The organism is Bacillus sp. NMCN1 (genome assembly GCF_002998085.1).
Taxonomy (GTDB): Bacteria; Bacillota; Bacilli; order Bacillales; family Bacillaceae; genus Bacillus.
Genome location: NZ_PVQL01000001.1, coordinates 55,389 through 78,201 on the forward strand (window position 1 = coordinate 55,389; position 22,813 = coordinate 78,201).

The following is a 22,813-nucleotide window of genomic DNA, read 5'->3' on the forward strand; positions in this document are numbered from 1 at the left end:
GCGCATATTCAGTTCAATGAATTGAATAAAAAAGAGCACGGATACCGGTTTATTTGACGTGCCCTTTTGCGTGAAAAGAGAAGCATGTCCAGTCTAATTTCTAAAACCATAAAAGACTTGATGAGTGTAGCTCATCAAGTCTTTTATGGTTTTGAAGGAGGTGATGAACCGGCTGACTAATAGTGAATTTAAAAAAGGAGGAAATCAACGTGGAGACATATGAATTAGTGAGTGGTTATCGCCATGATGACAAATTGAAAGTAAGCTTTAATAAGTTAGCGATCAATACATTTGATTTGGATTTTAGTGGCTGGTATAAAAGAGGGTATTGGGATGAAAAATATATTCCTTATTCCTTTGTCCATCACGGGAAAGTGATCTCAAACGCTTCCGTCTATCTCATGTCACTGATCATTGATGGCCAAACGTATCGAGCTGTTCAAATTGGCACGGTGATGACGGATCAAGCCTACCGCCATAAAGGATTAGCGACAAAGTTAATACAGCATATTATGGATACGTACGAAAATGATTGTGATTTGATCTTTCTTTTTGCCAATGAAACTGTACTGGATTTTTATCCAAGGTTCGGCCTTACTCGTTACGACGAAAGTGAATTTAGTCTAAATATCGGCAAAAGCGCCATTCAAATGATAAAGGACATGCGCCTCAAGCAGCTGACGTTGGAACATGACCTGCCGTTACTTGAACAGTTCGCAGAAAAACGTCAAACGGTCTCAATGAAATTAGATGCTGAGGATCATGGCAGCTTATTGATGTTTTATTTTACATTCGTTTGGCCGGATGCCATTTTCTATATGGAAACGTTGGATACCATTGTCCTGATGAATGAAGAAAATGAAACCATACATGTCTTTGATATCATTTCTCTCGAGCCGCAAAATATAGAGGAAGTTGTTGCAAGTATTGTGAACGAAACGACGGAAAAAGTGATATTCTATTTTACACCTGATACGTCAATTAATGGATTACATGCGGTCAAGGCGCCAAATGATGAGGAAGCGCTGTTTATTTATACAAAAAAAGATTGGGTAAAAGGCCATTTTATGCTTCCAATCACAGCTCACTGCTAAGTGTATGTAAAAAGGCTGATAATCAGCCTTTCAGTGTGTAGACAACCCCTCGCATTCGGTGTCAAGTCTGCGCTCCGGTGCTCGTCCTTCCTAGACTGCAAAGGTTTTCTATCACGCTGAAAAGAAGACAAAGGGCTAAAATCAAGATCATTTTAGCCCTTTGTCAACAACCTTTTTCTTTATGTGTACATCGGTTGTGAATAAACTTCAGAAGCAGCAGCCTCTGAAGCATGGTCAATGTACTGCAGGAGCCCATATAAACATTTTTCAACATCAGCATCGTTTCGGTTAAATTGATACGCGTGTAAGAAATGCTCAATTCGTTTCGAGAGCAAGTCATCTTGCGTACGTACCATAAGAATAAGTAAATTATCCCATTGCGAGCGATGCGTATAATAAAGTGCTTTATCATAATCTGCCACATTCATCAAACCTTCTCCTTTCCCTTGAGAAGTCCTCATTAGTTTGCTCGGAACATATCGACATTTTCAGGGGAAAAGTTGGTGTCCGCATCAATCGTGTACCGGGAATTATAGGCTGAATAAATGCTTCATGTATGAAAAAGGATCGATCAGCAAAACATAAACAAAATATACATGAAAGTGAGATCAATGATATCATGCAGCCGAAATGGTGGGTGACTTTTGCAGCAGGAATGGTTTTGTTTAGCAGTTTTATGATCCATCCTGCAACAAATGCAGCCGTGCAGCCTGTTGAAAATTGGGAAAGACTTGCGTACACAGCGTTGCAAGAGGAATATGAAGGCGCCGCTTTAAACGATTATCAATATATTGGGCGTACACAAGTAAATGAAGATCAGACAAAGGATGTGTTTCGCGTCACCGTGAAGGAAGGATCAACGCTTTTTGCCGCACATGCAGAAATCTATTTTCACCCGGTGACCGGTCATTTGATTAGTATTAACGTATTCCGGCTATAAAAAAAACACCTCTAATAAAGAGGTGCCAGCATGTAGACAAACCCTCGCATTCGGTGTCAGTCCTGCGCGCCGGTACTCACGAATGTCAAATTCGCTCCGTTCCGGTGCTCGTCCTTCCTAGACTGCAAAGGTTTTCTATCACGCTGAAAAAAAGACAAAGGGCTAAAATAAAGATCATTTTAGCCCTTTGTCAACAATCTGACACCTCTAATAAAGAGGTGCTCATTGTGGATCAATTATTTCATGCTTCCTTGAAGGTATGAGCGAATATCCACACCAAGTGAATCGGCTAATCGTTGTCCGTAGTCTTCATCTGCACGATAGAAGTTGCAGATCGCAAGTAATTTTGTTTTGTCATTTACATCTTTCAGGTCAGCTGTTAGGTTTTTAATCAATGCTTGCTTCTCTTCTTCAGAGTAGCTTCGATATCTTTCCCCAGCTTGTTTGAAATTATTTGGTTTTTCTATTTTTTGTCTCACCATACGGTCACCGTGAAGAACTTGCTCACTTTCTTTGTAATGAGGATTTTCTTTTGGCTGATCATCGTAACGGTTTGGTTCATAGTTAATATGACCGCTTGGACGAGTCGTTGTCATAAAGCCATCCTGCTGATTATTGTGTACAGGTGCATAAGGACAGTTTACCGGAATGCGCATGTAGTTTGCACCAAGACGATGACGTTGTGTATCAGGATATGAGAACAGACGGCCTTGAAGCAGTTTATCTTCAGATGCTTCGATTCCTGGAACAAGTGCACTTGGCGTGAAAGCAGCTTGCTCTGTTTCCGCAAAGAAGTTCTCAGGATTACGGTTCAGTGTCATGCGTCCGACTTTTTGAAGCGGGTAATCTTCCTCGCTCCATGTCTTTGTTGGATCACATGGATCATAGTCAAGGTCATCATAATCACTAAGCGGCATCAGCTGGACATATAAGTCCCATGCTGGGTAATTGCCATTTTCAATGCGGTCATATAAGTCTCTTGTCGCATGCTGGAAATCATTCGCTTGGATTTCTGTTGCTTCTTCCATAGATAAATTGCGAATACCTTCTGAAGGTCTCCAGTGATATTTCACATATTTCGTTTCTCCATATTTGTTGACCCATCTAAATGTATGCACACCAGAACCGCGCATTTCAGCGTAGTTCGCAGGGATTCCTTCATCAGAGAAGAGCCATGTGAGCATATGAGTGGATTCAGGTGTTAAGGTCATAAAATCCCAGTAACGGTCAGGATCTTGGATATTGGTTACAGGATCTGGTTTGAGAGAGTGAACCATATCAGGGAATTTCAATGCATCACGTATAAAGAAGATCGGCAAGTTGTTACCAACTAGATCATAGTTACCTTCTTCTGTGTAAAATTTGACAGCAAAGCCACGCGGGTCACGCAATGTTTCAGGTGATCCTTTAGGATGAATAACTGTTGAAAAGCGAACAAAAACGTCTGTCTGTTTGCCTTCTTCACTTAAGAAGGCAGCTTTTGTATGTTTCTCCATGCTATTTTCAACTTCAAACACACCATAAGCGCCGGCGCCTCTTGCATGAACGACACGCTCTGGAATACGTTCACGATCGAAGTGTGCAAGTTTTTCAATCAAATGGTAATCATCAAGAAATGTAGGTCCGCGGTGACCAGCTGTTCTTGAGTTTTGGTTATCGCCAACAGGCACGCCTTGATTCGTTGTCAAATTTTTATGATTTGAATTTGTCATTCTTTTCTCCTCCTGTAAACAAAAAAATAGTTTCTAGCAATCTATATACCCTAATTATATTGAATCAAACCTGATAGTCAATATTTATTTATAATAATTTTAAATTAATTATTATTACAATAAGGTAAAGAAAAAGACGAAAGAATAGAATTCTTTCGCCTAAAGGAGGAGTTCTCTAAGAGCATCTTTGTTTTGAGTTAAGTCTTTTAATGTGTATTGATCAAGAACGCGTAAGTAAGCAGTAAGTGCTTCATGAAGTACATGCTTTAATGAACAAATCGGGGAGATGATACAGCTGTTTTTCTTTGGATCAAAGCATTCAACCATGACTAAATCATCCTCAGTATAACGGACAACCTCTCCAATATTAATGCTTTCTGGGCTTTTCCCAAGCCTAATCCCGCCATTTCTTCCGCGGATCGTTTCCACATACCCGCGTTTTCCAAGATGATAAATCACCTTTGTCAGATGATTTTTAGAAATGCCATAAACATCGGCGATCTGCTGAATGTTTGACAGTTCATTGTTTTCTCTTGATGCTAAATAAATGAGTACTCTTAATGAGAAATCTGTATAATTCGTTAGTTTCATTTTGACGACCTCTAAACCTGATAGAGTTTTGTATCATCGTAACACATTTTAGACAAAAACTGTTCGAGAAAGTGTTAAATGTGACAACATTTAAAACATGTATTATAAATATTGCTTTTATAAGCTGTTATCTATTACGATAAAGATGCATTTTAAATACATCTTTTGAGAGAAGGAATGACGATGTTATCTAAAGATCAAATGAATGCCATTAAACAATCAGCCCCTCTATTAAAAGCCGAAGGAACCCAACTTGTGACTGTTTTTTATCAAAATATGATTCGTCAGCACCCAGAGCTACTCAATCAATTTAATCAAACAAACCTCATGAACGGAAGTCAGCCAGAGGCGCTTGCTGCGACACTATATCAAGCGGCACTGCACATCGATCGATTAGAAGAATTACTTCCTGCGGTCAAACAGATTGCCCATAAGCATGTCAGTGTGATGGTCAAAAAAGAGCAATATCCAATCGTCGGATATCACCTCATTGAAGCGATGAAAGAAGTGTTTGGTTTAACGGAAAAAGATGACACGCTTTTAGCTTGGAAGGCCGCATATGACATCATTGCAAATATTTTTATCACGATTGAAGCAGAAATGATGGAGGAAAATGTAAAGCAAACAGGTGGATGGGCAGATGTGAAGCCGTTTGTGATTAAGAAAAAGGTACAGGTATCTCCATCGCTGATCTCCTTTTACTTAGTACCAGAGGATGAATCGGAGCTGCCAATGTATGAAGCAGGCCAATACATTACGGTACAGGCAGATATGCCGGATGAAGCTTATATGTGCAGCAGACAATACAGCTTATCAGATCAGCATCATCCATCTTATTACCGCATCACAGTGAAGCGCGATGGTCATGTGTCTACATTTTTGCATGATGAAATGGAAGAAGGAGACGTTCTTCAAGTGAGTATGCCGCAGGGAATGTTCTGTTTGCAAGAAGACACTAATGAGCCTGTTTATTTTATTAGTGCTGGTTCTGGTGTCACACCAATGATCGGTTTAATGAAAACAGCAGCTCAAAACAGCCATCCATTTACAATGATTCATGCAGATCGATTAGAGGATGTAACCGCTTTTGAAAATGAATTTGAAAGCGTTCTAGCTTCAGCTTCTCATGGCCGCATCATCTTATGTAATGAACAATTTGCGCAGTCTGGTAAGGGGGAGCTTGTTGAAAAGGCAGCCTCCCGCATTGACCGTCGATTCCTTCAATCAGTGGTTGGAGAAGAGAAAGGCCAATTTTATCTATGCGGTTCCCCGTTGTTTACACAGGAGATGATTCATATACTAAAAGAGCTGGGAATTCCCGAACAGAATATTCATTTTGAAGCCTTCGGCGGGCAATCCACGAAAGAAATGGAAGTCGTCTAAACGAATGGCGGAACATCATGTTTTTTTAGATGCGCTCATATAGTAGGGATAAGTCCGATGAGGAGGGATGGTTTCCTTGAGCGTATCTGAAAAACGTCTTTTACAAAGAGCCATTGATGAAATTACAGAAATTGCAGAAGGATTTGGTCTAGATTTTTATCCGATGAGGTATGAAATCTGTCCCGCGGAAATTATTTATACGTTCGGTGCATACGGAATGCCAACGCGATTCAGCCACTGGAGCTTTGGGAAGCAATTTCATAAAATGAAGCTTCATTATGATTTAGGATTAAGCAAAATTTATGAGCTGGTCATCAATTCAAATCCTTGCTACGCCTTTCTACTTGATAACAACACGCTTGTTCAAAATAAATTAATTGTGGCTCATGTACTGGCACACTGTGATTTCTTCAAAAATAATTGTCGTTTCCAAAACACAAAACGAGACATGGTAGAAAGCATGTCAGCAGCGGCAGAGCGGATCAAAGAATATGAGCATCTTCATGGAACAAAAGAAGTCGAATCCTTTTTAGACGCCGTATTGGCTCTCCAGGAGCATATTGATCCGTCTCTTGTTCGTTCAAAACTAAGCTGGAATATGGACGATGAAGAAGAATATGAAGATGATAAACCAAAGCCTCAGACGCCGTATGATGATTTGTGGGGAATGGATGAGCCGAAGACGCGTGAGAAAAAGAAAATCGTCAAGCAATTTCCGCCAAAGCCGGAAAAGGATATTTTACTCTTTATTGAGGCGCATTCTCGGGAGCTAGAGCCGTGGCAGCGGGACGTTCTCACCATGCTGAGGGAGGAAATGCTCTATTTTTGGCCGCAGCTGGAAACAAAGATTATGAATGAAGGCTGGGCATCGTATTGGCATCAGCGGATTATGCGTGAGCTTGATTTAGATTCAAGTGAATCGATTGAGTTTGCCAAATTAAATGCAGGTGTGGTGCAGCCATCAAAAACAGGCATCAATCCTTACTATTTAGGTCTGAAGATTTTTGAAGATATCGAAGAGCGCTATGACAACCCATGTGAAGAATTAAAAAAAGCAGGGGTGACAGAAGGATCAGGCCGCAGCAAAATGTTTGAAGTCAGGGAAATTGAATCGGATATTTCCTTTATTCGAAATTACTTAACGAAAGACCTTGTGATGAGAGAAGATTTGTACTTATTTCAAAAACAAGGGAGAGACTATAAAGTCATCGATAAAGAATGGAAGGCTGTTCGTGATCAGCTAGTCAGCATGAGGGTCAATGGCGGCTTTCCTTATTTGACCGTGATGGATGGCGACTATTTAAAAAACAATGAACTCTATATTAAACATTGGTATGAAGGCATTGAACTAGATCTGAAATACTTAGAAAAAGTACTCCCGTATTTGCATCAGCTATGGGGAAGAAGTGTGCATATCGAATCAGTACTTGAAGGAAAAGAAGTCATGTTTTCGTATGATGGAAAAGGGGTTCATAGGAAATATCTCGCATAAAATAAGATCAAAAAAAGATGTCTCTTAGCAGACATCTTTTTTGTCGGTTTTATTGGTTTTTCAGCAGCTTGAAAATGTGCTTTGCTTGATCGGTGTTTTCCATCAGACCTTTTAGCTTTTGGCTTGTTGGGCCATATGCAAAGAATGGAACTTCATCACCCGTATGACCTGATGTTGTCCAGCCTGTATGTGATCTCATGTTGATCACTTCTTCAATCGCATCATCAATTTTAACAGCATCCTTTGTTTCAGCGGCCTTTTGAATGGAGGCCATTTCTTCTTTTGTGAATTCAAGATCAATGTATTGTTTTAGCGCTGATTCAACAGTCATGCCACTGACGATTTTGTTTGCGATAAAATCAGGGGTCTTTTTCGCTGCTTTTACCGGTTTGTAATCCCAGCTGCCCGAGCCGTCTGCCCCAAAGGAGAGTCCGCCAGTTGAATGATCGGCAGTCGTGATGATTAACGTATTTTTATCCTTTTTTGCAAAACGAATGGCTTCTTCAAATGCTTTTTCAAAATCCTTCATTTCGCTCATTGCACTGACAATATCATGATCATGTCCAGCCCAGTCAATTTGACTGCCTTCGACCATAAGGAAAAACCCTTTTTTGTTTTTAGATAGCTGTTTAATGGCTGAGGACGTCATGTCTTGCAGGGAAGGTGTCTTTTTATCACGATCAATCGCTTTATCAAGACCGCCATCGGCAAAAATGCCTAGCACCTTTTGATTTTTGTTTTTTTGTAAGGCATCTTTATTGGTGACATAATCATATCCGGCCTGCTTGAATTCCTTCGTCAAATCACGATCCTTCCGGACAAAATCGACAAGACCTCCGCCAAGCATGACATCGACTGTATGCTGTTTTTCGATTTTTTCATCAAAGAAATCATCAGCAATGGCGGCTGTATTTTTTCTCGATACATCGTGAGACGCATACGCAGCAGGGGTGGCATTTGTTAATTCAGATGTCACGACAAGACCCGTAGATTTCCCCTTCCGTTTTGCTTCTTCTAGAACTGTTTTTAATTTTTTGCCGTTTTTATTTACACCGATCGCATTGTTGTATGTCTTTTTACCAGTTGCCATAGCTGTACCAGCTGCTGCAGAATCGGTGATATTGCTTTTAGAGTCGTTAGGGTATGTTTTGTGCATGCCAGTGAGGTAAGGGTCAAACGCTGTTTGCTTTGAAAGGTCTCCGTTGTGTTTAAATGAACGGTAAGTTGAAAGATACGGTGTTCCCATGCCATCCCCGATCAGCACGATCACATTTTGCACGTCATTTTTTGACTTCTTTTTAGCCTCTGCTTTGTCAGCCTGTCCAAATTCTATCCCTGAAAAAATGCCAATCGATAGCACAGATGCTGCCGCCACTGCAGCTATTTTCATTTTCGAGCTTTTCAACACACTCATTCATTTTGCCTCCTCATTGTTTATGTATCGCTCTTACGTTTACAATGGTAGAGCAGAATTGTGGATTCCCATTTACAGGATCGTAAAGTTCACTTTAAAATTGTAAAGGTCCACTTTACATAGAATGGACCAAAAAGAGAAATGAATGTATCATTTATCCATGACAAGATACGTTTATTTGTCATGATTGTGTAATAAAAATGAAATATAAAGAACCCTAAAAAAAATAAATTTTGCCCGAATTAATAAGCATAATGTCGCAGGAAGTCAAGACTATTTCTTCTGGTATTTGATCCTTATAATAGTAAGTAGATAAAATTCGGATCACGATAGATACATACAGGAGGAACAAATGAAAAAACAATTGATCACAGTTGCAAGTGCAGTTTTACTTGGGACGACATTATTTGCCGGAGCTGCCTCAGCACAATCAGTAAAAGTTCAAAAAGGTGACTCTCTTTCTGTTCTAGCGAAAAAATACAAAACAAGCGTGAGCAAGATTAAATCAGACAATAAGCTGAAATCTAACACGATTTATGTTGGACAAACTTTAAAAGTAAATGGTACTTCCTCAAAAAAAACAACGAAAACATCAAAAACAACAACAAAAGTAAAAGCGGCTTCAGCGACAGCGACTCATAAAGTTGTTAAAGGTGATACATTATCTAAAATTGGCAAAAAGTACGGTATGACTGTAAAAGAGCTGAAATCGTTAAATAAACTCAAAACAAACCTTATCAAAATTGGACAAAAGCTAAAGGTCAAAAAGACGTCTAAAAAAGTGAAGACAACACCTGTTAAAGAAAAAACAGTTTCTGCTTCTTCTTTAAACACGTCTAAGCTTGTATCGGATGCTAAAGCGCACAATGGCACACCATATAGATGGGGTGGAACGACACCAAAGGGCTTTGATTGCAGCGGATTTATGTGGTATATCATTAACAAACAAAAAAAGATTTCAAGACAAACAACTGAAGGTTTCTGGGGATCAATGAAAAGCGTATCAACACCAAAGGTTGGCGATTTTGTGTTCTTTACAACATATAAATCGGGTCCATCTCACATGGGCGTCTACATTGGGAACAACAAGTTTATTCATGCTGCTTCTGATGGTGTGACGATCAGCAATATGAATTCAAGCTACTGGAAGCCGATTTACCTTGGAGCGAAAACATTTGTGAACTAATTTATTCAAAGAGACTGTTTATGAAGCAGTCTCTTTTTTTATTTTAGACTTACCATTGGGTATACATTTTAGAAAATAAATCGATATACAAAAAAGCCAGTGCTGCTTGGCGTTAGTCAAGTAACACTGGCTTTATATTTTGAGAACGGCTTAAAAACCTAATTGAAGATCGACATCGATCGATACGATGGTATAGACACAAACAATGACAAAGATATTCAGTACGACACCGAGGAACCCAGGGCCCGTACGGCCTTTTTTAATGAACAGTTCAATAATGCCAAATGGAACTGCGGCCATTGCAAAAGGAAGCATCTGAAAAGAATAAAATGTCACGTTGCTAATGATGGCGAGGTTTAGCATGAGCAGGGATAATATCGCTGTACCGACGGAAATCCAGCCAAATACATTATGCTCTTTAAAAATTCTTACCAATTCCATAATTCCACCTCGCTCACTTTTGCCGTTTTAATGCGTTTTGTCTTCGCAAATTTCTCGATTTCTTTCGAAGGACCTGTGATCACAGATCCATAAATCGTGACACCATTTTGGTTGATATAGCGTATTCGGTTCGACAGATCCAGTTCAGGTCTGCCAGAGATCGTTTTTGCCCAGGTTGGGTGCTGATTGACATAAGCAAGGGCATCTTTAAATTGATCTACCTCTGTTTTTGATGTGTGCTGAAGCTCTTTTAAGAATTCAGAGTCTTTCCCAGGGAAGCCGATTGGCCGCTGATTTCCGCTTAATGAATCCTCTGTTTTAATCGCATTCCAGAGCACTTTCATATCATATTTTTTAGCAAAGGAATAAACGTCCTTTGGTGTATAAGCTTTGTCATAGGATACATATACTTCACTGACTGTTCCTTCAGGGAGCTTGTCTAAAGTGGTGAGTGTTTGTTTTTTTGATGCATCTGCCTGCGTAGAAGGATGGGTAAAGAAATCCTCCGTATCGCGTGCGCTGTCACCATAATACGAGATGGTAGGCTGCTTTAGTTTATCGAAAAACATCTCGATTTGTTCACTGCCAATGGCTTCTGTTTTATTGCCAATTTGTTTTTGCAGCTTCAATTCGGTGTTCATCCCAAAAAGCTTGACCTGGCCTTTTAAATCCTTCATATCAATCGCCACGTTTGGTTTCGTCAAAGCGATTGTTACAGCGGCTGTTTCCATGAAGTGATTCCCTTTGCTCTCTGCCCCGCCAACACCGTAGTATAGATAACTTCCTAATGTACAAAGCGGTAAAATAATGAGTGTCGATATGACAGCAAGCACGGAAATACGTAAATAAGACTTTCTTTTTCCGTATTGTAAGATGGCTTTTTGCTTTTCAGGACTGATGGAAAAATCTGTCCAATCCGAGTCGTTCAGTTCCTGACTTAAGCGTTTTTCGTTTTCTTCAAGCTCTTCTTCAAACGCCATCATTTCTTCCTCGTTCATCTCACCATTATTATATTGTTCCCATCGCTTGTTAAACTCTTCATTCATCATTAACACCTCTGTTGTAAAGTGCTTTTAGGCGCTGCCTTGCACGAAATAAAACACTTTTAAAATTTGCTTCAGTAATATTCATGACCTTGGATGCTTCCTTGTAATTCAGTTCTTTTAAATAATACAATGTCAACGCTTCCTTGTAGTTATCTGGAAGCTGCTCCAAATACATGTTGAGGACTTCTTTTATTTCAACCTGTTCAGCAGGGCTTTGTACAGACGTTTGTAAAAGGCCGCCAATAAGGTCATCCGATATGGTCACTTCTTTTTTATGTTTCCTGACATAATCAATAAAAGCATTTCGTGCCACCTGAAATAACCAAGGTTTCACTTTGCTATGGTCGTAGGAATGAATATGTATATAAGCACGCATAAAGGTTTCCTGCAATAAGTCTTCTGCCAAATGTTTGTCTTTTGTCATGGAGAGCAGAAACCTGTAAACATCGTTCATATACATTTGATAAATTTCATCGATCGTCACTGATTTTTCTCCCCTCTATGTTATACACGCATAAGAAAGGCATAAAGTTGCACGAAACTTCTCAATACCGTACATTACTCATCTCTTTCGCCGAATCAAAATCATTTCTCCTTATCATAGCGAAATTTGCGCCATTTATAAAGCATTTTCAATAGAACAAATCAGGAAAAACCCTTAAAAAACGACAAAATTGGACACAATTCCTCTTCTATTCTCTCCTAAAACCATGGACCTGAATACAGAAAGAACAATGATTCTGATCGAAAAATGATGTGATGGTTTGGCTGATTCAAGAAATTTTTAGTACCAGGTAATAAAAAATTTGTTATAATAGAAACAAATCCTTCATTCTTCAAACAAAGGAAGTGCACTATGTATAAATTTTCAGGCTATACCATCAAAGTATTATTTTCTCTCCGAGGTGGAATCAAAGTATATCAAAAAGAGAATCTGCCAACGGATCGGGGGTTTGTCATTGCATGTACACATGAGGGTTTTGTGGATGTTCTTGCATTAGGCGCAGGGATTCTTCCGTTTGAGATCCACTACATGGCGAAAAAAGAATTGTTTGCAAATAAATGGATCGGTGGATTTTTAAAGAAGATTCATGCCTTTCCAGTTGATCGAGAGAATCCTGGGCCAAGCAGTATTAAAACGCCCATTAAATTATTAAAAGAGGGAAAGATCGTCGGGATTTTTCCAAGCGGAACACGTACAACAGAGGATGTCCCTTTAAAAAGAGGTGCGGTCACCATTGCGCAGCTCGGTAAAGCGCCAATCGTTCCAGCGGCGTACAAAGGGCCGTCCAATGCGAAAAGTCTTTTCAAAAAGGGGAAAATGCGCTTAATTATCGGTGAACCGATTGAGCAGTCAGAATTTGAGCATCTACCGCCAAAAGAACGATTAGGTGCCATGACGGAAGTATTAAACACGAGAATTAAAGAACTTGAAGCTCAATTAATGGAAAAGGCATAAGAAAAACGACCGCTTGCTTTGGCAAGGGTCGTTTTTTTCTTAAGAAGCGCCTTCTTCAGCGGCTTCTGCTAATTGTTCATTTAACTTTTTGACTTCGATATATACCACATGGTGCCCATCGACTTCATTAATGATAAATTCATAGCCTTGTTCACGAATGGTGTCATTTTTCTCAACTTCATATTTCTGAGTAAGGAACCAGCCGCCGATCGTATCGACCTCTTCGTTATCAAGCTGTGTACCTAAGAGCAGGTTGACTTGGTCAACTAGAACCTTTCCATCAAAGATGTAATGGTCTTCTCCAAGTTTACGCACTTCGTTGATTTCATCAATATCGAATTCATCACGAATTTCACCAACGATTTCTTCAAGGATGTCTTCTACAGTCACAAGACCTGCTGTACCGCCGTATTCATCTGATAAAATCGCCATGTGTACACGTTCGCGCTGCATTTTGAGCAATAAATCATGTACAGGAACTGTTTCAATCACATGAATAATCGGATTGACAAACTTTTCGATCGTATCACTTGTAGAACACTCACCGCTAATGCAGGCAGTGAGAACCTCTTTAATGTTCAGAACACCAATCATATTATCTTTATCGCCATCTTCAATTGGATAACGTGTATATTTCTCTACCTTGGTCACCTTCAGCATTTCCTCAATGGTAATATCATGAGGGAAGCTGACAACTTCGGTACGAGGAATCATAATTTCTTTCGCCAGACGGTCATCAAATTCAAAAATTTTATTTACATATTTGAATTCAGACTGGTTAATTTCGCCGCTTTTATAGCTCTCTGATAAAATAATCCGCAATTCTTCTTCAGAGTGCGCCATGTCATGCTCAGAAACTTGCTGAAGACCGAACGCTTTTGTTAACAAACGAGCAGATCCATTTAATACCCAGATAAACGGGAACATCACTTTGTAAAAAATCATGAGCGGTCTAGCAAAAAGAAGAGATACTTGCTCCGCCTTTTGAATGGCGAGTGTTTTTGGTGCAAGTTCTCCAACCACAACGTGTAAAAACGTCATAATACTAAACGCAATAATAAAAGTGACAATAGAACTAGCTGATTGAGGAATGGACAGCTCTACAAATAGTGGAGCAAGCATGTGCGCAATTGTTTCTTCCCCTAACCAACCAATACCAAGGGCGGTAATGGTAATACCGAGCTGACAGGCCGACAGATACTCATCAAGGTGAGTCGTGACATGCTTGACAGCAACTGCTGTTTTATTACCTTCTGCGATTAACTGATCAATTCTTGAGCTTCTTAAGCGAATGATCGCAAACTCTGATGCAACGAAAAATGCGGTTAAAGCTATAAGCAAAGCAACTATAAGTAAATTAACTATGTCCAATTAAGGCCTTCGTTCTGACTTTGAGAACGAAGGTAACACCTCCTGTTTAGTAAAAATTTTAACTTAACAGCAGTAAAAATGATTGGACAGCCGTCATCTTTTCAGGTGTAAGCTGCTTTTTTAATTTTTCACGTTGTTCTGGCTGAAGCTGCTTACAACGTACCAAAATGCGGTCCATATGCTCATTCATCCGATCGATATCAGAGGTTAAATGGACAAGTTCATCAGGATCTTCCTTTTGAGAAGGGAATTGTTCATCTAATCTGGATTTGATGTCAGAAAGAGCCAATCTCTGCTGTTTGCAAAGAACGATTAATTGTAATCGTTTTAAAGCATGTTCATCGTAATAACGATAATTTGAGCAAGATCTAACAGGCGCAAGCAACCCTAGATTTGTATAATAATCTACAGTTCGCTTCGTCACCTGTGCAATCTGTGCTAGTTCACCAATACGATACTTTTTCTCAGCCCCATCTGAACATCTCCTCCTAACCGTCACGTTATAGTTTATGAAAATAGTTTAATATAATTCTAGCCTGAAATACAAGTTAATTGTTCATATTTCCTGCCGGTATGAAGAGTAGAGAGGGATTTCTCAGTCTAGATTGTCCTGTCAAATTGAACAAAGTGATACAGGAATTTTCAGATTATTTATGGTAAGATAAAATGAATACCGTTTCATATATATGTAGAGAAGCGGATTTATACGTGAACCGGAGGTGGTTAAGTGGGGCCCTCAATGTAGTCTTATTTAATCAGTTAACCGTTTTGCAAAATATAACATCATCAATCAGGAGGTGACTCCTTGTTCTTCTAAGAAAGAGCAAGGTTAAATGGACGATATTGTTAATCTGAGTATAGTCGGTGTTTTGATTGCTTTAACAGCTTTCTTTGTTGCATCTGAATTTGCCATAGTAAAGGTGAGAAGTTCAAGAATTGATCAGCTTGTTGCCGAAGGGTCCAAAAAGGCTATTGTGGCGAAAAAGGTGACATCAAGGCTAGATGAATATTTGTCAGCCTGTCAGCTCGGTATTACAGTGACATCCCTTGGTTTAGGGTGGATTGGTAAGCCGGCTGTAAAAGAACTTTTGGTTCGAGGTTTTGGTTTGACAAACATTCCTGATTCAGCAATCAGCCTGATCTCAGCAACACTTGCGTTCTCTATTATTACCTTTTTGCATGTAGTCGTCGGTGAGCTTGCACCAAAAACACTCGCGATTCAAAAGGCGGAAAAAATGACGCTCTGGCTGTCAGGCCCGCTGCATGCATTTTATATCCTGATGTTCCCTTTCATTTATGTGTTAAACGGGTCAGCCCGTGTTCTAACCAAAATGATGGGCATCGATATGGGGTCTGAAAAAGAACATTCCCATTCTGAAGAGGAATTAAAGATTTTATTATCTGAGAGCTTAAAAAATGGGGAAATCAACCCATCAGAATATAATTATATGAACAAGATCTTCGACTTTGATAATCGAATTGCTAGAGAGATCATGGTACCGCGGAGAGAAATTTGTGCAATTCCAGAAGATATGCCGCTAGATGATATCCTCTCCATCATGACGCAGGAGAAGTATACACGCTTTCCCGTATTTTCAGGTGATAAAGACCATGTTATCGGCATGCTGAACAAAAAGCAGCTCTTTGCAGATCTTGTGTATCAAGGAGAAAAAGATCAACTGAAGATTCAAGATTATATATATCCAGTGATTGAGGTCATTGACACAATTCCTATTCAGGAGCTTCTCGTCAAGATGCAGCGCGATAGAATGCATATGGCGATTTTAACCGACGAATATGGCGGAACGTCTGGACTTGTCACAACAGAAGATATTTTAGAAGAGATTGTTGGAGATATTCGAGATGAATTCGATGAAGATGAGCAGCCGGTTATTCAAAAAAGAGCCGATCATCATTATGTTATAGATGGCAAAGTAAGATTAGATGAAGTTCAAGATTTGATCGAAATGTCATATCATGATGAAGAAATTGATACAATAGGCGGGTTAATCTTAAAAGAGAATATTGATATCCGAGAAGGGCAATCCATTTATCTTGATGATATTCGGATGAAGGTCTTGGAGATGGATGGACGCTATGTGAAAAAGATCGACCTGAAGAAAGGCGTCACAGCATCAGAAAAAGGAAATACACGCACTGGGCTTGATATAAAAGAGCCGCTGTTAGTAAATGAAATGACCTTGAGCGAAAAATAAGCTCAAGGTTTTTTTAGGTATTTAGTCTCTTTTTACGAATGTGTGTTCGGTTTATAATAAGAACAAACGTTCGATAAAGGGGGATGGACATGCTTTGGTATGAAACAGCAAGTATCACGGAGAAAAAAACCTCAATGAAACGAATTGAGTTCCATTTGAAGAATTTCAAAAATTACCAGGCAGCGATTTTAAATATCGAAAGACAGCTTGAAAAAAGAAGTCCGCATCATTTGGATCACATGACACGGAAGAAATTAGAAGAGCAAAAAAATCAGTATGAACTCATCGTTGCATGTATTGAAACAGCACTAAAAGAGTTGGATGAAATAGAGCAGCAGCTCATCGATTACAAATATTTTCGAGATTGGCGGATGGCCAAATGTGCGATGGAAATCGGCTACAGTGAAAAAACACTCTTTCTAATGAAGCGCCAGCTCATGGATCAACTGCTCATCAGCTTAGCCGCCATTACCAATATTTAAAAAAGGTGATGTCCTATTTGATAGAACGCAGCAAAGAGACAGAAAGACCCGATGATTGTCATCGATAAGTAGACAGCAAGTTTTCCGATTTGCCGCTGCTGCAGCATGGTTGCAGACTCTACACTAAACGTAGAGAATGTTGTAAAGCCACCGAAAAAACCCGTTCCAATGATCACAAGCAATGGATGATTGGCAGTCACGGCACCTGTCAGTATACCTAAACCGGCAGCACCTAATAAGTTGATGAGAATAATACTATACGGGAAACGAGCATCAGACTTAGTTTTCTGTATCGATTGGCTAATGAAAAAACGAAGGGCGCTGCCAATCCCGCCGGCAACAGCTGTATATAAAACGATCATTTATCTGCCTCCTCTCTGCTGCTTATTTTGATGAAAAAGCCTCTGAGCCATCATCAGTCCACATAAGGCAGCGGCTACTCCGGCAATGACTGATAGCAGGATGTAGATTACACTTGAGGTGAATTGCCCAGTCTGTAATAAAAGAATCGTTTCTTTAGAAAAAGTGGACATTGTCGTAAAACCTCCGCAAAATCCTGTTCCGATCAAAGCGGCAAGATATTTTTTTTCCTTCTGGAACATAAAATATCCTGTTGAAAAACCAAGAAGCAGACTGCCTGTCACGTTTTCAATTAGTGTTGCATATGGAAATGTTTGGCTGTAAGCGGATTGACTTAGTTCATATCTGCAAAGTGTTCCAATCAGTCCGCCAATAAATACGGCAAGATACGCTTTCATTTACATCATTTCTCCTTTAGAAAAAATGGCGGGTGATCCGTCACCACTCCATCAATGGGATATTTTTTGATCCGATCGGCTGTTTTTTGATCTTTCACAGTCCATATAAACACATCCATCCCAAATGCGTGGATGCGGTCTATCCACCATCTGTTGATCATCGTTTTCTTCATATTAAGACAATCGGCAAACGAGCTGTATGCTGTTAATTTTCTTTTCGCCAGTTTTAATGGAGTAGGCTTTATGATAAAAGCTGTTCGAAGAGAAGGGGCGTAAGCTTTGATCCTTTGAAGTGCATGATCATCAAAAGATTGAATCATAATATGACGAGAATAGGCAAACCGATTGATGATGTCGACAACTGCCTTTTCAATTCCTATCTGCCGTTTTGGGTGTTTGATCTCGATCAATATCCCGATCCGCTGGCTGTATCTCTCAAGAACTTCTTGTAATGTTGGAATTCGTTCATTCGTGTACTGATGGTCAAACCAGCTGCCTGCGTCCAGTTTTTTCAGCTGATCAAGTGTATAGCTTTTGACTAAGCCGTTTCCGTTCGTCGTTCGGTCAACTGTATCATCATGGATCACGACGACGTGCTGATCCAATGTGAGCTGTACATCTAATTCAATATAATCTGCACCCTGCCGAACAGCTAAATCAAACGCGGCAATTGTATTTTCTGGGGCAGCGCTTGATGACCCTCTATGCGCAATAATATACACATGCTCCAGCTCCCTGACATAAGTTCTGGTCTTATCATATCAAATGCTTTACCGTTTTTCCTTCTTTACTATATGGAGGGAAGAAGAGCTGTATGTAATGGTGAATCGCATTGCTAAGAAAGTATGATGATTCAAATGTGAAAAGTTGCAGGAATATCCCAAGCCTTGATTGAGTAAATCTGAAGTACATCAATTTTTCTTCGATCAATTTGTCCAAATCGTCAGCGTTCGCCAAAATATTAGTGCTTTCGTCATGTTGACTGAAAATTCTGATGTTTTATAATGATGAAAAGGAGGCGAGATGATTGGGTAAAGGGAGAATTAGAGTGGAAGAACGTATTAAGGTCGAAACGGATGCTGAAATGTTTAAAGCGACTCTCCTTGATCAGGCTCAGAAGAAAAAGTAGTTTGCTGCCCGTCGATATGTCTCTAGCCAAAATTTCATAATTGAACATCATGCCTCGGGACTGTTCCCGAGGCTTTTTATATAGAGGTCAGACATTTATGAGAGGACACAAACGAAGGTTATATTATAAACTAGAGAGGATTGTTTTAAAGGAGAGAGACAAACATGTTTACACAAAAATGGATGGATACATATTTTACAGTAGATGTTGCAATCCAAATCGGTATTAGCCTTTGTATTTTATTGCTTTTTTTATTGCTTCGGAAAGTATTTACGAAGTACTTATTTCATCTTCTCTTTAGACTGACCAATCGGTCTAAAACGGAGGTCATTAACCAAATTGTTGTGGCTTTCGAAAAACCAGCCAGACTGTTTTTTGTCGCACTTGGGTTATATTTTGCGTTAAGACAGGCACCATACTTTGAGCATCATATGGATGTCATCATCAAATTGTATAGATCCTCCATTATATTGATGCTGACGTGGGGGCTTTGTAATTTAACCGCAGCTTCTTCTTTCTTATTTCAAAAAGTAAATTCGAAATTTGAATTAGAAATGGATGATATTTTAGCACCGTTTTTATCAAAGGTGCTTCGTTTCATTATCATTGCTCTGAGTATTAGTGTCATTGCACAAGAATTTAATTATGATGTAAATGGACTGGTGGCAGGTCTTGGTCTAGGTGGTCTAGCCTTTGCGCTTGCTGCACAGGATACTGTGGCGAACTTTTTTGGAGGGGTCGTCATCATTACAGAGAAGCCTTTTACAATGGGCGACTTTGTGGAGACGCCAAGTGTTCTTGGGACTGTGGAGGACATTACATTTCGAAGTACAAAGTTTAGAACACCTGCTGAAGCCGTCGTAACAGTTCCGAATTCTACGCTTTCAAAGGAACCTATCACGAACTGGACGAGAATGAATAAACGCCAAATTACGTTTTCCGTACGTGTGTCCTACAATACACCAAAGGAAAATCTTGACCATTGTATCAAACGTCTCAAACAAATGCTTTATGAGCATGATGGGGTGCACAAGGAGACGATTATGGTGAATCTCGATGTACTGGGGGACAGTTATTTGAATTTATTTTTCAACTTTTACACAAACACGACGGCTTGGGCTGAAAACCTTGATATTAAACAGGACATTAACTACCGTATCATGGATATCTTCCATCAAGAAGGTGTAGAATTTGCCTTCCCTGGACAGACCATTTATATGAAACAAAAAGGTGAAAAACAGCTGGGTGAATAAAGGAGGAATGATGAGTGGATCAAACAAAGGTGGTAGCGCTAAGAGAGAAATTAACGCATGCTTCACATATTATGGTGCTTTCAGGTGCGGGTATGAGCACAGAATCAGGTATCCCCGATTTTAGATCAACGGGCGGCTTATGGACTGAAGACACCGCTCGCATGGAAGCGATGAGCCGGTCCTATTTTTTATCAAACCCTCATCAATTCTGGCCGAAATTCAAGGAATTGTTTCAGATGAAAATGAGCGGGGAGTACGAGCCGAATAGCGGGCATACCTTTTTAGTCAGCCTTGAGAAACAAGGAAAACATGTGGATATTTTCACCCAAAATATTGATGGCCTGCATAAAAAAGCAGGAAGCCAGCACGTATATGAACTCCACGGCTCGATTCAAACAGCTACTTGCCCATCGTGCCATGCGACATATGAACTGCCTTATTTATTAAAAGAAGAAGTGCCTGTATGTCTAAAGGTTTCCTCAGACGGACGCACATGTGGACGTGTGCTGAAAACAGATGTTGTCCTTTTTGGAGACATGGTCAAACATTTTGATCAAGTAGAGAAATCACTCAAGCGAGCGGACCTTCTGCTCGTCATGGGGACTTCCCTAGAAGTAGCGCCAGCAAGATATATTCCAGAAGATGCCGCTCAAAATCCTTCCATCTTCAAGGTGATGATGAATTTGAGTGAAACAGAATACGATCCACTGTTTGATCTTGTCTTCCATGAGCGAATTGGCGATCTCGTGAAAGCTTTATAAATCATCAAAGACCCCGCATCCAAAAAAGGAGCGGGGTCTTTCTTTATTGTTGGAGCGGCTCCATCGTTTCATCAAGGACTTCAAATGTATAGCCCTTCGCTTTTAGCTGTGTGAGCAAACTGTTTAAGTATTTTGCTGTCGCTGGCTGATCGTGCATTAAAATGATTTTTGGTTCTTTTGGATGTTTTGTCTCTAGCACTTGCAGCTGATTTAATACCTCTGGTACATATTTTGAGCTTTTATATTTCCAGTCAAGACTGTCAATTGTCCAATCCCAGTAGATAAAGCCTTTTTGTTTTAAACGTGCTTTTTGCTGATCCGTTAAATTTGGGGCGCTGCCATAAGGTGTTCTCACAAGATGTGTATACTCACCTGTGACAGAAGCCAAAATGCGCTGATCTTCCTTCATCTCATTGACGGGAGAATCACTTTTTTGATAAAAGCGTTTCACATCATGTGTGATACCATGAAGCCCTAACTGATGACCTTCTTGATGAAGTCTTTTCACAGCTGCCGGGTGTTCCTGAATCTGCGGCCCAAGCATGAAGAATGTGGCCTTTACTTGATGCGACTTGAGCACATCTAAAAGCTGGTTTGTTGTCGCTGACGGACCATCATCAAAGGTTAAAAAGATCGTTTGATCCGTTACATGTTTGTTTGGGTTGATCTTAAAATGTGCATCTAATGTTTTCGTAGAATCATCTTTTGCTTTCAAACTTGTGCTTGTGTCTCGGAATTGACTGCTCGCAGACATTTTAGCCGGCTGATCTGCTGCCTGCATATTGGTTTTAGATATATCCCAAATAAAAAAGAGGATCAGTGACAGAATCACTAAACCAATCGCCTTTGAGAGCAGCATCATGTTTGAAGGTGTCTGTTTTTTAACCCGTTGCATTACAATCGCTCCAATAAATCAAAAATTTGTGTCGAATCATGTAGTAGATTCTGTCTTTTTTCGCTGTTTTTTGTCGTGTTTATATGAAGTAAGTATACAGGAAAAAAGAGCCTATGAATATAGAAGATGCTGAAAAATTGGAATCTTTTTGGTTATGAGTCTATGTTTGTTACAATAGAAAGTTGACCATTTATCATGATGTGAAATAATTCTGAATAATCATTGAAACGTACCCATTTATCCGCTAAGATAGCATCAGATTCAACCATTAATGCGAAGCGAAGGGGAGATTCCGTATGAAAGTATTGTATAATGACGATTTCATTGAAAAAAAGGATGCACATGTAGATATTGAAGACAGAGGCTATCAATTTGGTGACGGCGTTTATGAGGTCATCCGTGTATACAATGGGAATTTGTTTACATTAAAAGAGCATACAGAGCGTCTGTTCAAGAGTGCAAAAGAAATCGGCATTCATCTTCAAGGTGCAGTATCAGATATGGAAGAAAAGTTAAAACAGCTCGTCGCCCACAACCAATTAACAGATGGCGGTGTGTATATTCAAATCACGCGGGGCGTCGCACCTCGTAAACATCAATATGGCGATTCTCTCACTCCTCAAATCACAGCATATACGTTCCAGGTGAAAAAGCCTATTCATGAGCAGACAGCTGGTGCAAAAGTCATATTATCTGAGGACCTTCGCTGGTTAAGATGTGATATTAAAAGCTTAAATCTCTTATATAACGTCATGGAAAAGCAGAAGGCATCTGAAGCTGGTGCATTTGAAGCCATTCTCATTAGAGACGGTTTTGTGACCGAGGGAACCTCCTCGAATGTATATGCCGTCATTGATGGCGTGATTCGCACACATCCAGCAAACAATCTTATTCTAAACGGTATTACCCGTAGAAAGCTTCTTGAGGTATGTGAAGAAGAGGGATGCAGTGTTGAAGAAACTCGTATAAGTAAAGAAGAGCTGCTGCGCGCGCAGGAAATCTTCATCAGCTCGACGACGGCTGAAGTCATTCCGGTTGTTGAAATTGATGGCCAGCCAGTAGGTGAAGGCGTTCCAGGAGAATTGACAAAGCGTGTACAGGAAGGCTTCCAGCAAAAAATTAAACAGGAAAGTGAAGCATCTATTTCTTCATAAATAAAAAGAGGCAGGCTGTAAACCAATGTTTACAGC

The 22,813-nt window shown here is 39.8% G+C and carries 25 protein-coding genes; 12 read left to right on the plus strand and 13 right to left on the minus strand.

Annotated features, from left to right (window positions below; all coding sequences use genetic code 11):
• Positions 1 to 209 precede the first annotated feature (209 nt).
• Positions 210 to 1,094, plus strand: a complete 885-nt coding sequence (locus C6W21_RS00360) for a GNAT family N-acetyltransferase (protein WP_106048871.1) — start codon at positions 210 to 212, stop codon at positions 1,092 to 1,094.
• A gap of 179 nt (positions 1,095 to 1,273) precedes the next feature.
• Here the strand turns inward: C6W21_RS00360 and C6W21_RS00365 are convergent, their stop codons facing one another.
• On the minus strand, positions 1,274 to 1,522 hold the full coding sequence (locus C6W21_RS00365; RefSeq protein WP_024426598.1) for a YhdB family protein: 249 nt from the start codon (positions 1,520 to 1,522) through the stop codon (positions 1,274 to 1,276).
• Between the two features lie 128 nt (positions 1,523 to 1,650).
• Between C6W21_RS00365 and C6W21_RS00370 the strand changes: the two genes are divergently transcribed.
• On the plus strand, positions 1,651 to 2,034 hold the full coding sequence (locus C6W21_RS00370) for a YqzG/YhdC family protein (RefSeq protein WP_106048872.1): 384 nt from the start codon (positions 1,651 to 1,653) through the stop codon (positions 2,032 to 2,034).
• Positions 2,035 to 2,270: 236 nt separating this feature from the next.
• Here C6W21_RS00370 and C6W21_RS00375 read toward each other — a convergent pair whose 3' ends face one another.
• Positions 2,271 to 3,746 (minus strand): catalase, encoded by a 1,476-nt coding sequence (locus C6W21_RS00375; RefSeq protein WP_106048873.1) that lies wholly within the window; start codon positions 3,744 to 3,746, stop codon positions 2,271 to 2,273.
• A 159-nt stretch (positions 3,747 to 3,905) separates the two neighbouring features.
• Positions 3,906 to 4,337 (minus strand): Rrf2 family transcriptional regulator, encoded by a 432-nt coding sequence (locus C6W21_RS00380; protein ID WP_106048874.1) that lies wholly within the window; start codon positions 4,335 to 4,337, stop codon positions 3,906 to 3,908.
• Positions 4,338 to 4,520: 183 nt separating this feature from the next.
• Between C6W21_RS00380 and C6W21_RS00385 the strand changes: the two genes are divergently transcribed.
• Together C6W21_RS00385 and C6W21_RS00390 are read left to right on the plus strand one after the other, a co-directional pair.
• Positions 4,521 to 5,720, plus strand: coding sequence for a globin domain-containing protein (locus C6W21_RS00385; RefSeq protein WP_106055856.1), 1,200 nt, complete (start codon positions 4,521 to 4,523; stop codon positions 5,718 to 5,720).
• A 67-nt stretch (positions 5,721 to 5,787) separates the two neighbouring features.
• On the plus strand, positions 5,788 to 7,212 hold the full coding sequence (locus tag C6W21_RS00390; RefSeq protein WP_411266009.1) for a SpoVR family protein: 1,425 nt from the start codon (positions 5,788 to 5,790) through the stop codon (positions 7,210 to 7,212).
• A 49-nt stretch (positions 7,213 to 7,261) separates the two neighbouring features.
• Here C6W21_RS00390 and C6W21_RS00395 read toward each other — a convergent pair whose 3' ends face one another.
• Positions 7,262 to 8,626, minus strand: a complete 1,365-nt coding sequence (locus C6W21_RS00395; protein WP_106055858.1) for an alkaline phosphatase — start codon at positions 8,624 to 8,626, stop codon at positions 7,262 to 7,264.
• Between the two features lie 352 nt (positions 8,627 to 8,978).
• Between C6W21_RS00395 and C6W21_RS00400 the strand changes: the two genes are divergently transcribed.
• Positions 8,979 to 9,812 (plus strand): C40 family peptidase, encoded by an 834-nt coding sequence (locus C6W21_RS00400; protein WP_106055859.1) that lies wholly within the window; start codon positions 8,979 to 8,981, stop codon positions 9,810 to 9,812.
• A 150-nt stretch (positions 9,813 to 9,962) separates the two neighbouring features.
• Here the strand turns inward: C6W21_RS00400 and C6W21_RS00405 are convergent, their stop codons facing one another.
• From C6W21_RS00405 to C6W21_RS00415, 3 genes are read right to left on the minus strand one after another with little or no spacing between them, the layout of a single operon-like run.
• Positions 9,963 to 10,253 carry a hypothetical protein gene (locus tag C6W21_RS00405; protein ID WP_034663689.1) on the minus strand — a complete coding sequence of 97 codons (291 nt, stop codon included), beginning with the start codon at positions 10,251 to 10,253 and terminating at the stop codon, positions 9,963 to 9,965.
• The gene (locus C6W21_RS00410; RefSeq protein ID WP_106048879.1) at positions 10,241 to 11,299 is read right to left on the minus strand and encodes an anti-sigma factor; all 1,059 of its coding nucleotides are present in this window, start codon (positions 11,297 to 11,299) and stop codon (positions 10,241 to 10,243) included. The genes C6W21_RS00405 and C6W21_RS00410 overlap by 13 nt, the downstream gene beginning before the upstream one ends.
• The gene (locus C6W21_RS00415) at positions 11,292 to 11,783 is read right to left on the minus strand and encodes a sigma-70 family RNA polymerase sigma factor (protein ID WP_003211938.1); all 492 of its coding nucleotides are present in this window, start codon (positions 11,781 to 11,783) and stop codon (positions 11,292 to 11,294) included. Before C6W21_RS00415 ends, C6W21_RS00410 begins: the two co-directional genes overlap by 8 nt.
• A 372-nt stretch (positions 11,784 to 12,155) precedes the next feature.
• On the opposite strand from C6W21_RS00415, the gene C6W21_RS00420 reads away from it, so the two are divergent.
• Positions 12,156 to 12,758 carry a lysophospholipid acyltransferase family protein gene (locus tag C6W21_RS00420; protein WP_106048880.1) on the plus strand — a complete coding sequence of 201 codons (603 nt, stop codon included), beginning with the start codon at positions 12,156 to 12,158 and terminating at the stop codon, positions 12,756 to 12,758.
• 39 nt (positions 12,759 to 12,797) lie between these two features.
• On the opposite strand, the gene C6W21_RS00425 is transcribed toward C6W21_RS00420, so the two are convergent.
• Both C6W21_RS00425 and C6W21_RS00430 read right to left on the minus strand, forming a co-directional pair.
• Positions 12,798 to 14,129: a hemolysin family protein gene (locus C6W21_RS00425; protein WP_012009419.1), complete on the minus strand. Its 1,332-nt coding sequence runs from the start codon at positions 14,127 to 14,129 to the stop codon at positions 12,798 to 12,800.
• Between the two features lie 58 nt (positions 14,130 to 14,187).
• A complete protein-coding gene (locus C6W21_RS00430; protein WP_106048882.1) occupies positions 14,188 to 14,628 on the minus strand; it encodes a MerR family transcriptional regulator in 441 nt (146 codons plus the stop codon).
• A gap of 334 nt (positions 14,629 to 14,962) precedes the next feature.
• On the opposite strand from C6W21_RS00430, the gene C6W21_RS00435 reads away from it, so the two are divergent.
• Both C6W21_RS00435 and C6W21_RS00440 read left to right on the plus strand, forming a co-directional pair.
• A complete protein-coding gene (locus tag C6W21_RS00435; RefSeq protein WP_106055860.1) occupies positions 14,963 to 16,345 on the plus strand; it encodes a hemolysin family protein in 1,383 nt (460 codons plus the stop codon).
• A gap of 89 nt (positions 16,346 to 16,434) precedes the next feature.
• The gene (locus C6W21_RS00440; protein ID WP_024425732.1) at positions 16,435 to 16,827 is read left to right on the plus strand and encodes a hypothetical protein; all 393 of its coding nucleotides are present in this window, start codon (positions 16,435 to 16,437) and stop codon (positions 16,825 to 16,827) included.
• Here the strand turns inward: C6W21_RS00440 and crcB (C6W21_RS00445) are convergent.
• From crcB (C6W21_RS00445) to C6W21_RS00455, 3 genes are read right to left on the minus strand one after another with little or no spacing between them, the layout of a single operon-like run.
• Complete coding sequence (crcB, locus tag C6W21_RS00445) at positions 16,824 to 17,189, minus strand: fluoride efflux transporter CrcB (RefSeq protein ID WP_106048885.1); 366 nt, start codon at positions 17,187 to 17,189, stop codon at positions 16,824 to 16,826. The genes C6W21_RS00440 and crcB (C6W21_RS00445) overlap by 4 nt on opposite strands.
• Positions 17,190 to 17,585 carry a fluoride efflux transporter CrcB gene (crcB, locus tag C6W21_RS00450; protein WP_106048886.1) on the minus strand — a complete coding sequence of 132 codons (396 nt, stop codon included), beginning with the start codon at positions 17,583 to 17,585 and terminating at the stop codon, positions 17,190 to 17,192.
• A 5-nt stretch (positions 17,586 to 17,590) separates the two neighbouring features.
• Entirely contained in the window at positions 17,591 to 18,307 is a 717-nt protein-coding gene (locus tag C6W21_RS00455; protein WP_106048887.1) for a glycerophosphodiester phosphodiesterase, read from the minus strand.
• 305 nt (positions 18,308 to 18,612) lie between these two features.
• Between C6W21_RS00455 and C6W21_RS00460 the strand changes: the two genes are divergently transcribed.
• The 3 genes from C6W21_RS00460 to C6W21_RS00470 all read left to right on the plus strand — a co-directional run bounded on the left by C6W21_RS00460 (position 18,613) and on the right by C6W21_RS00470 (position 20,728).
• Positions 18,613 to 18,714 carry a YhdX family protein gene (locus C6W21_RS00460; protein WP_008359843.1) on the plus strand — a complete coding sequence of 34 codons (102 nt, stop codon included), beginning with the start codon at positions 18,613 to 18,615 and terminating at the stop codon, positions 18,712 to 18,714.
• 164 nt (positions 18,715 to 18,878) lie between these two features.
• Positions 18,879 to 19,967, plus strand: a complete 1,089-nt coding sequence (locus C6W21_RS00465) for a mechanosensitive ion channel family protein (RefSeq protein ID WP_106048888.1) — start codon at positions 18,879 to 18,881, stop codon at positions 19,965 to 19,967.
• A 29-nt stretch (positions 19,968 to 19,996) separates the two neighbouring features.
• Entirely contained in the window at positions 19,997 to 20,728 is a 732-nt protein-coding gene (locus tag C6W21_RS00470) for an NAD-dependent protein deacylase (RefSeq protein ID WP_411266019.1), read from the plus strand.
• Between the two features lie 43 nt (positions 20,729 to 20,771).
• Here the strand turns inward: C6W21_RS00470 and C6W21_RS00475 are convergent, their stop codons facing one another.
• Positions 20,772 to 21,623 (minus strand): polysaccharide deacetylase family protein, encoded by an 852-nt coding sequence (locus C6W21_RS00475; RefSeq protein ID WP_106055861.1) that lies wholly within the window; start codon positions 21,621 to 21,623, stop codon positions 20,772 to 20,774.
• 296 nt (positions 21,624 to 21,919) lie between these two features.
• On the opposite strand from C6W21_RS00475, the gene dat reads away from it, so the two are divergent.
• Positions 21,920 to 22,777: a D-amino-acid transaminase gene (gene dat, locus C6W21_RS00480; protein WP_106055862.1), complete on the plus strand. Its 858-nt coding sequence runs from the start codon at positions 21,920 to 21,922 to the stop codon at positions 22,775 to 22,777.
• Positions 22,778 to 22,813: the final 36 nt, after the last annotated feature.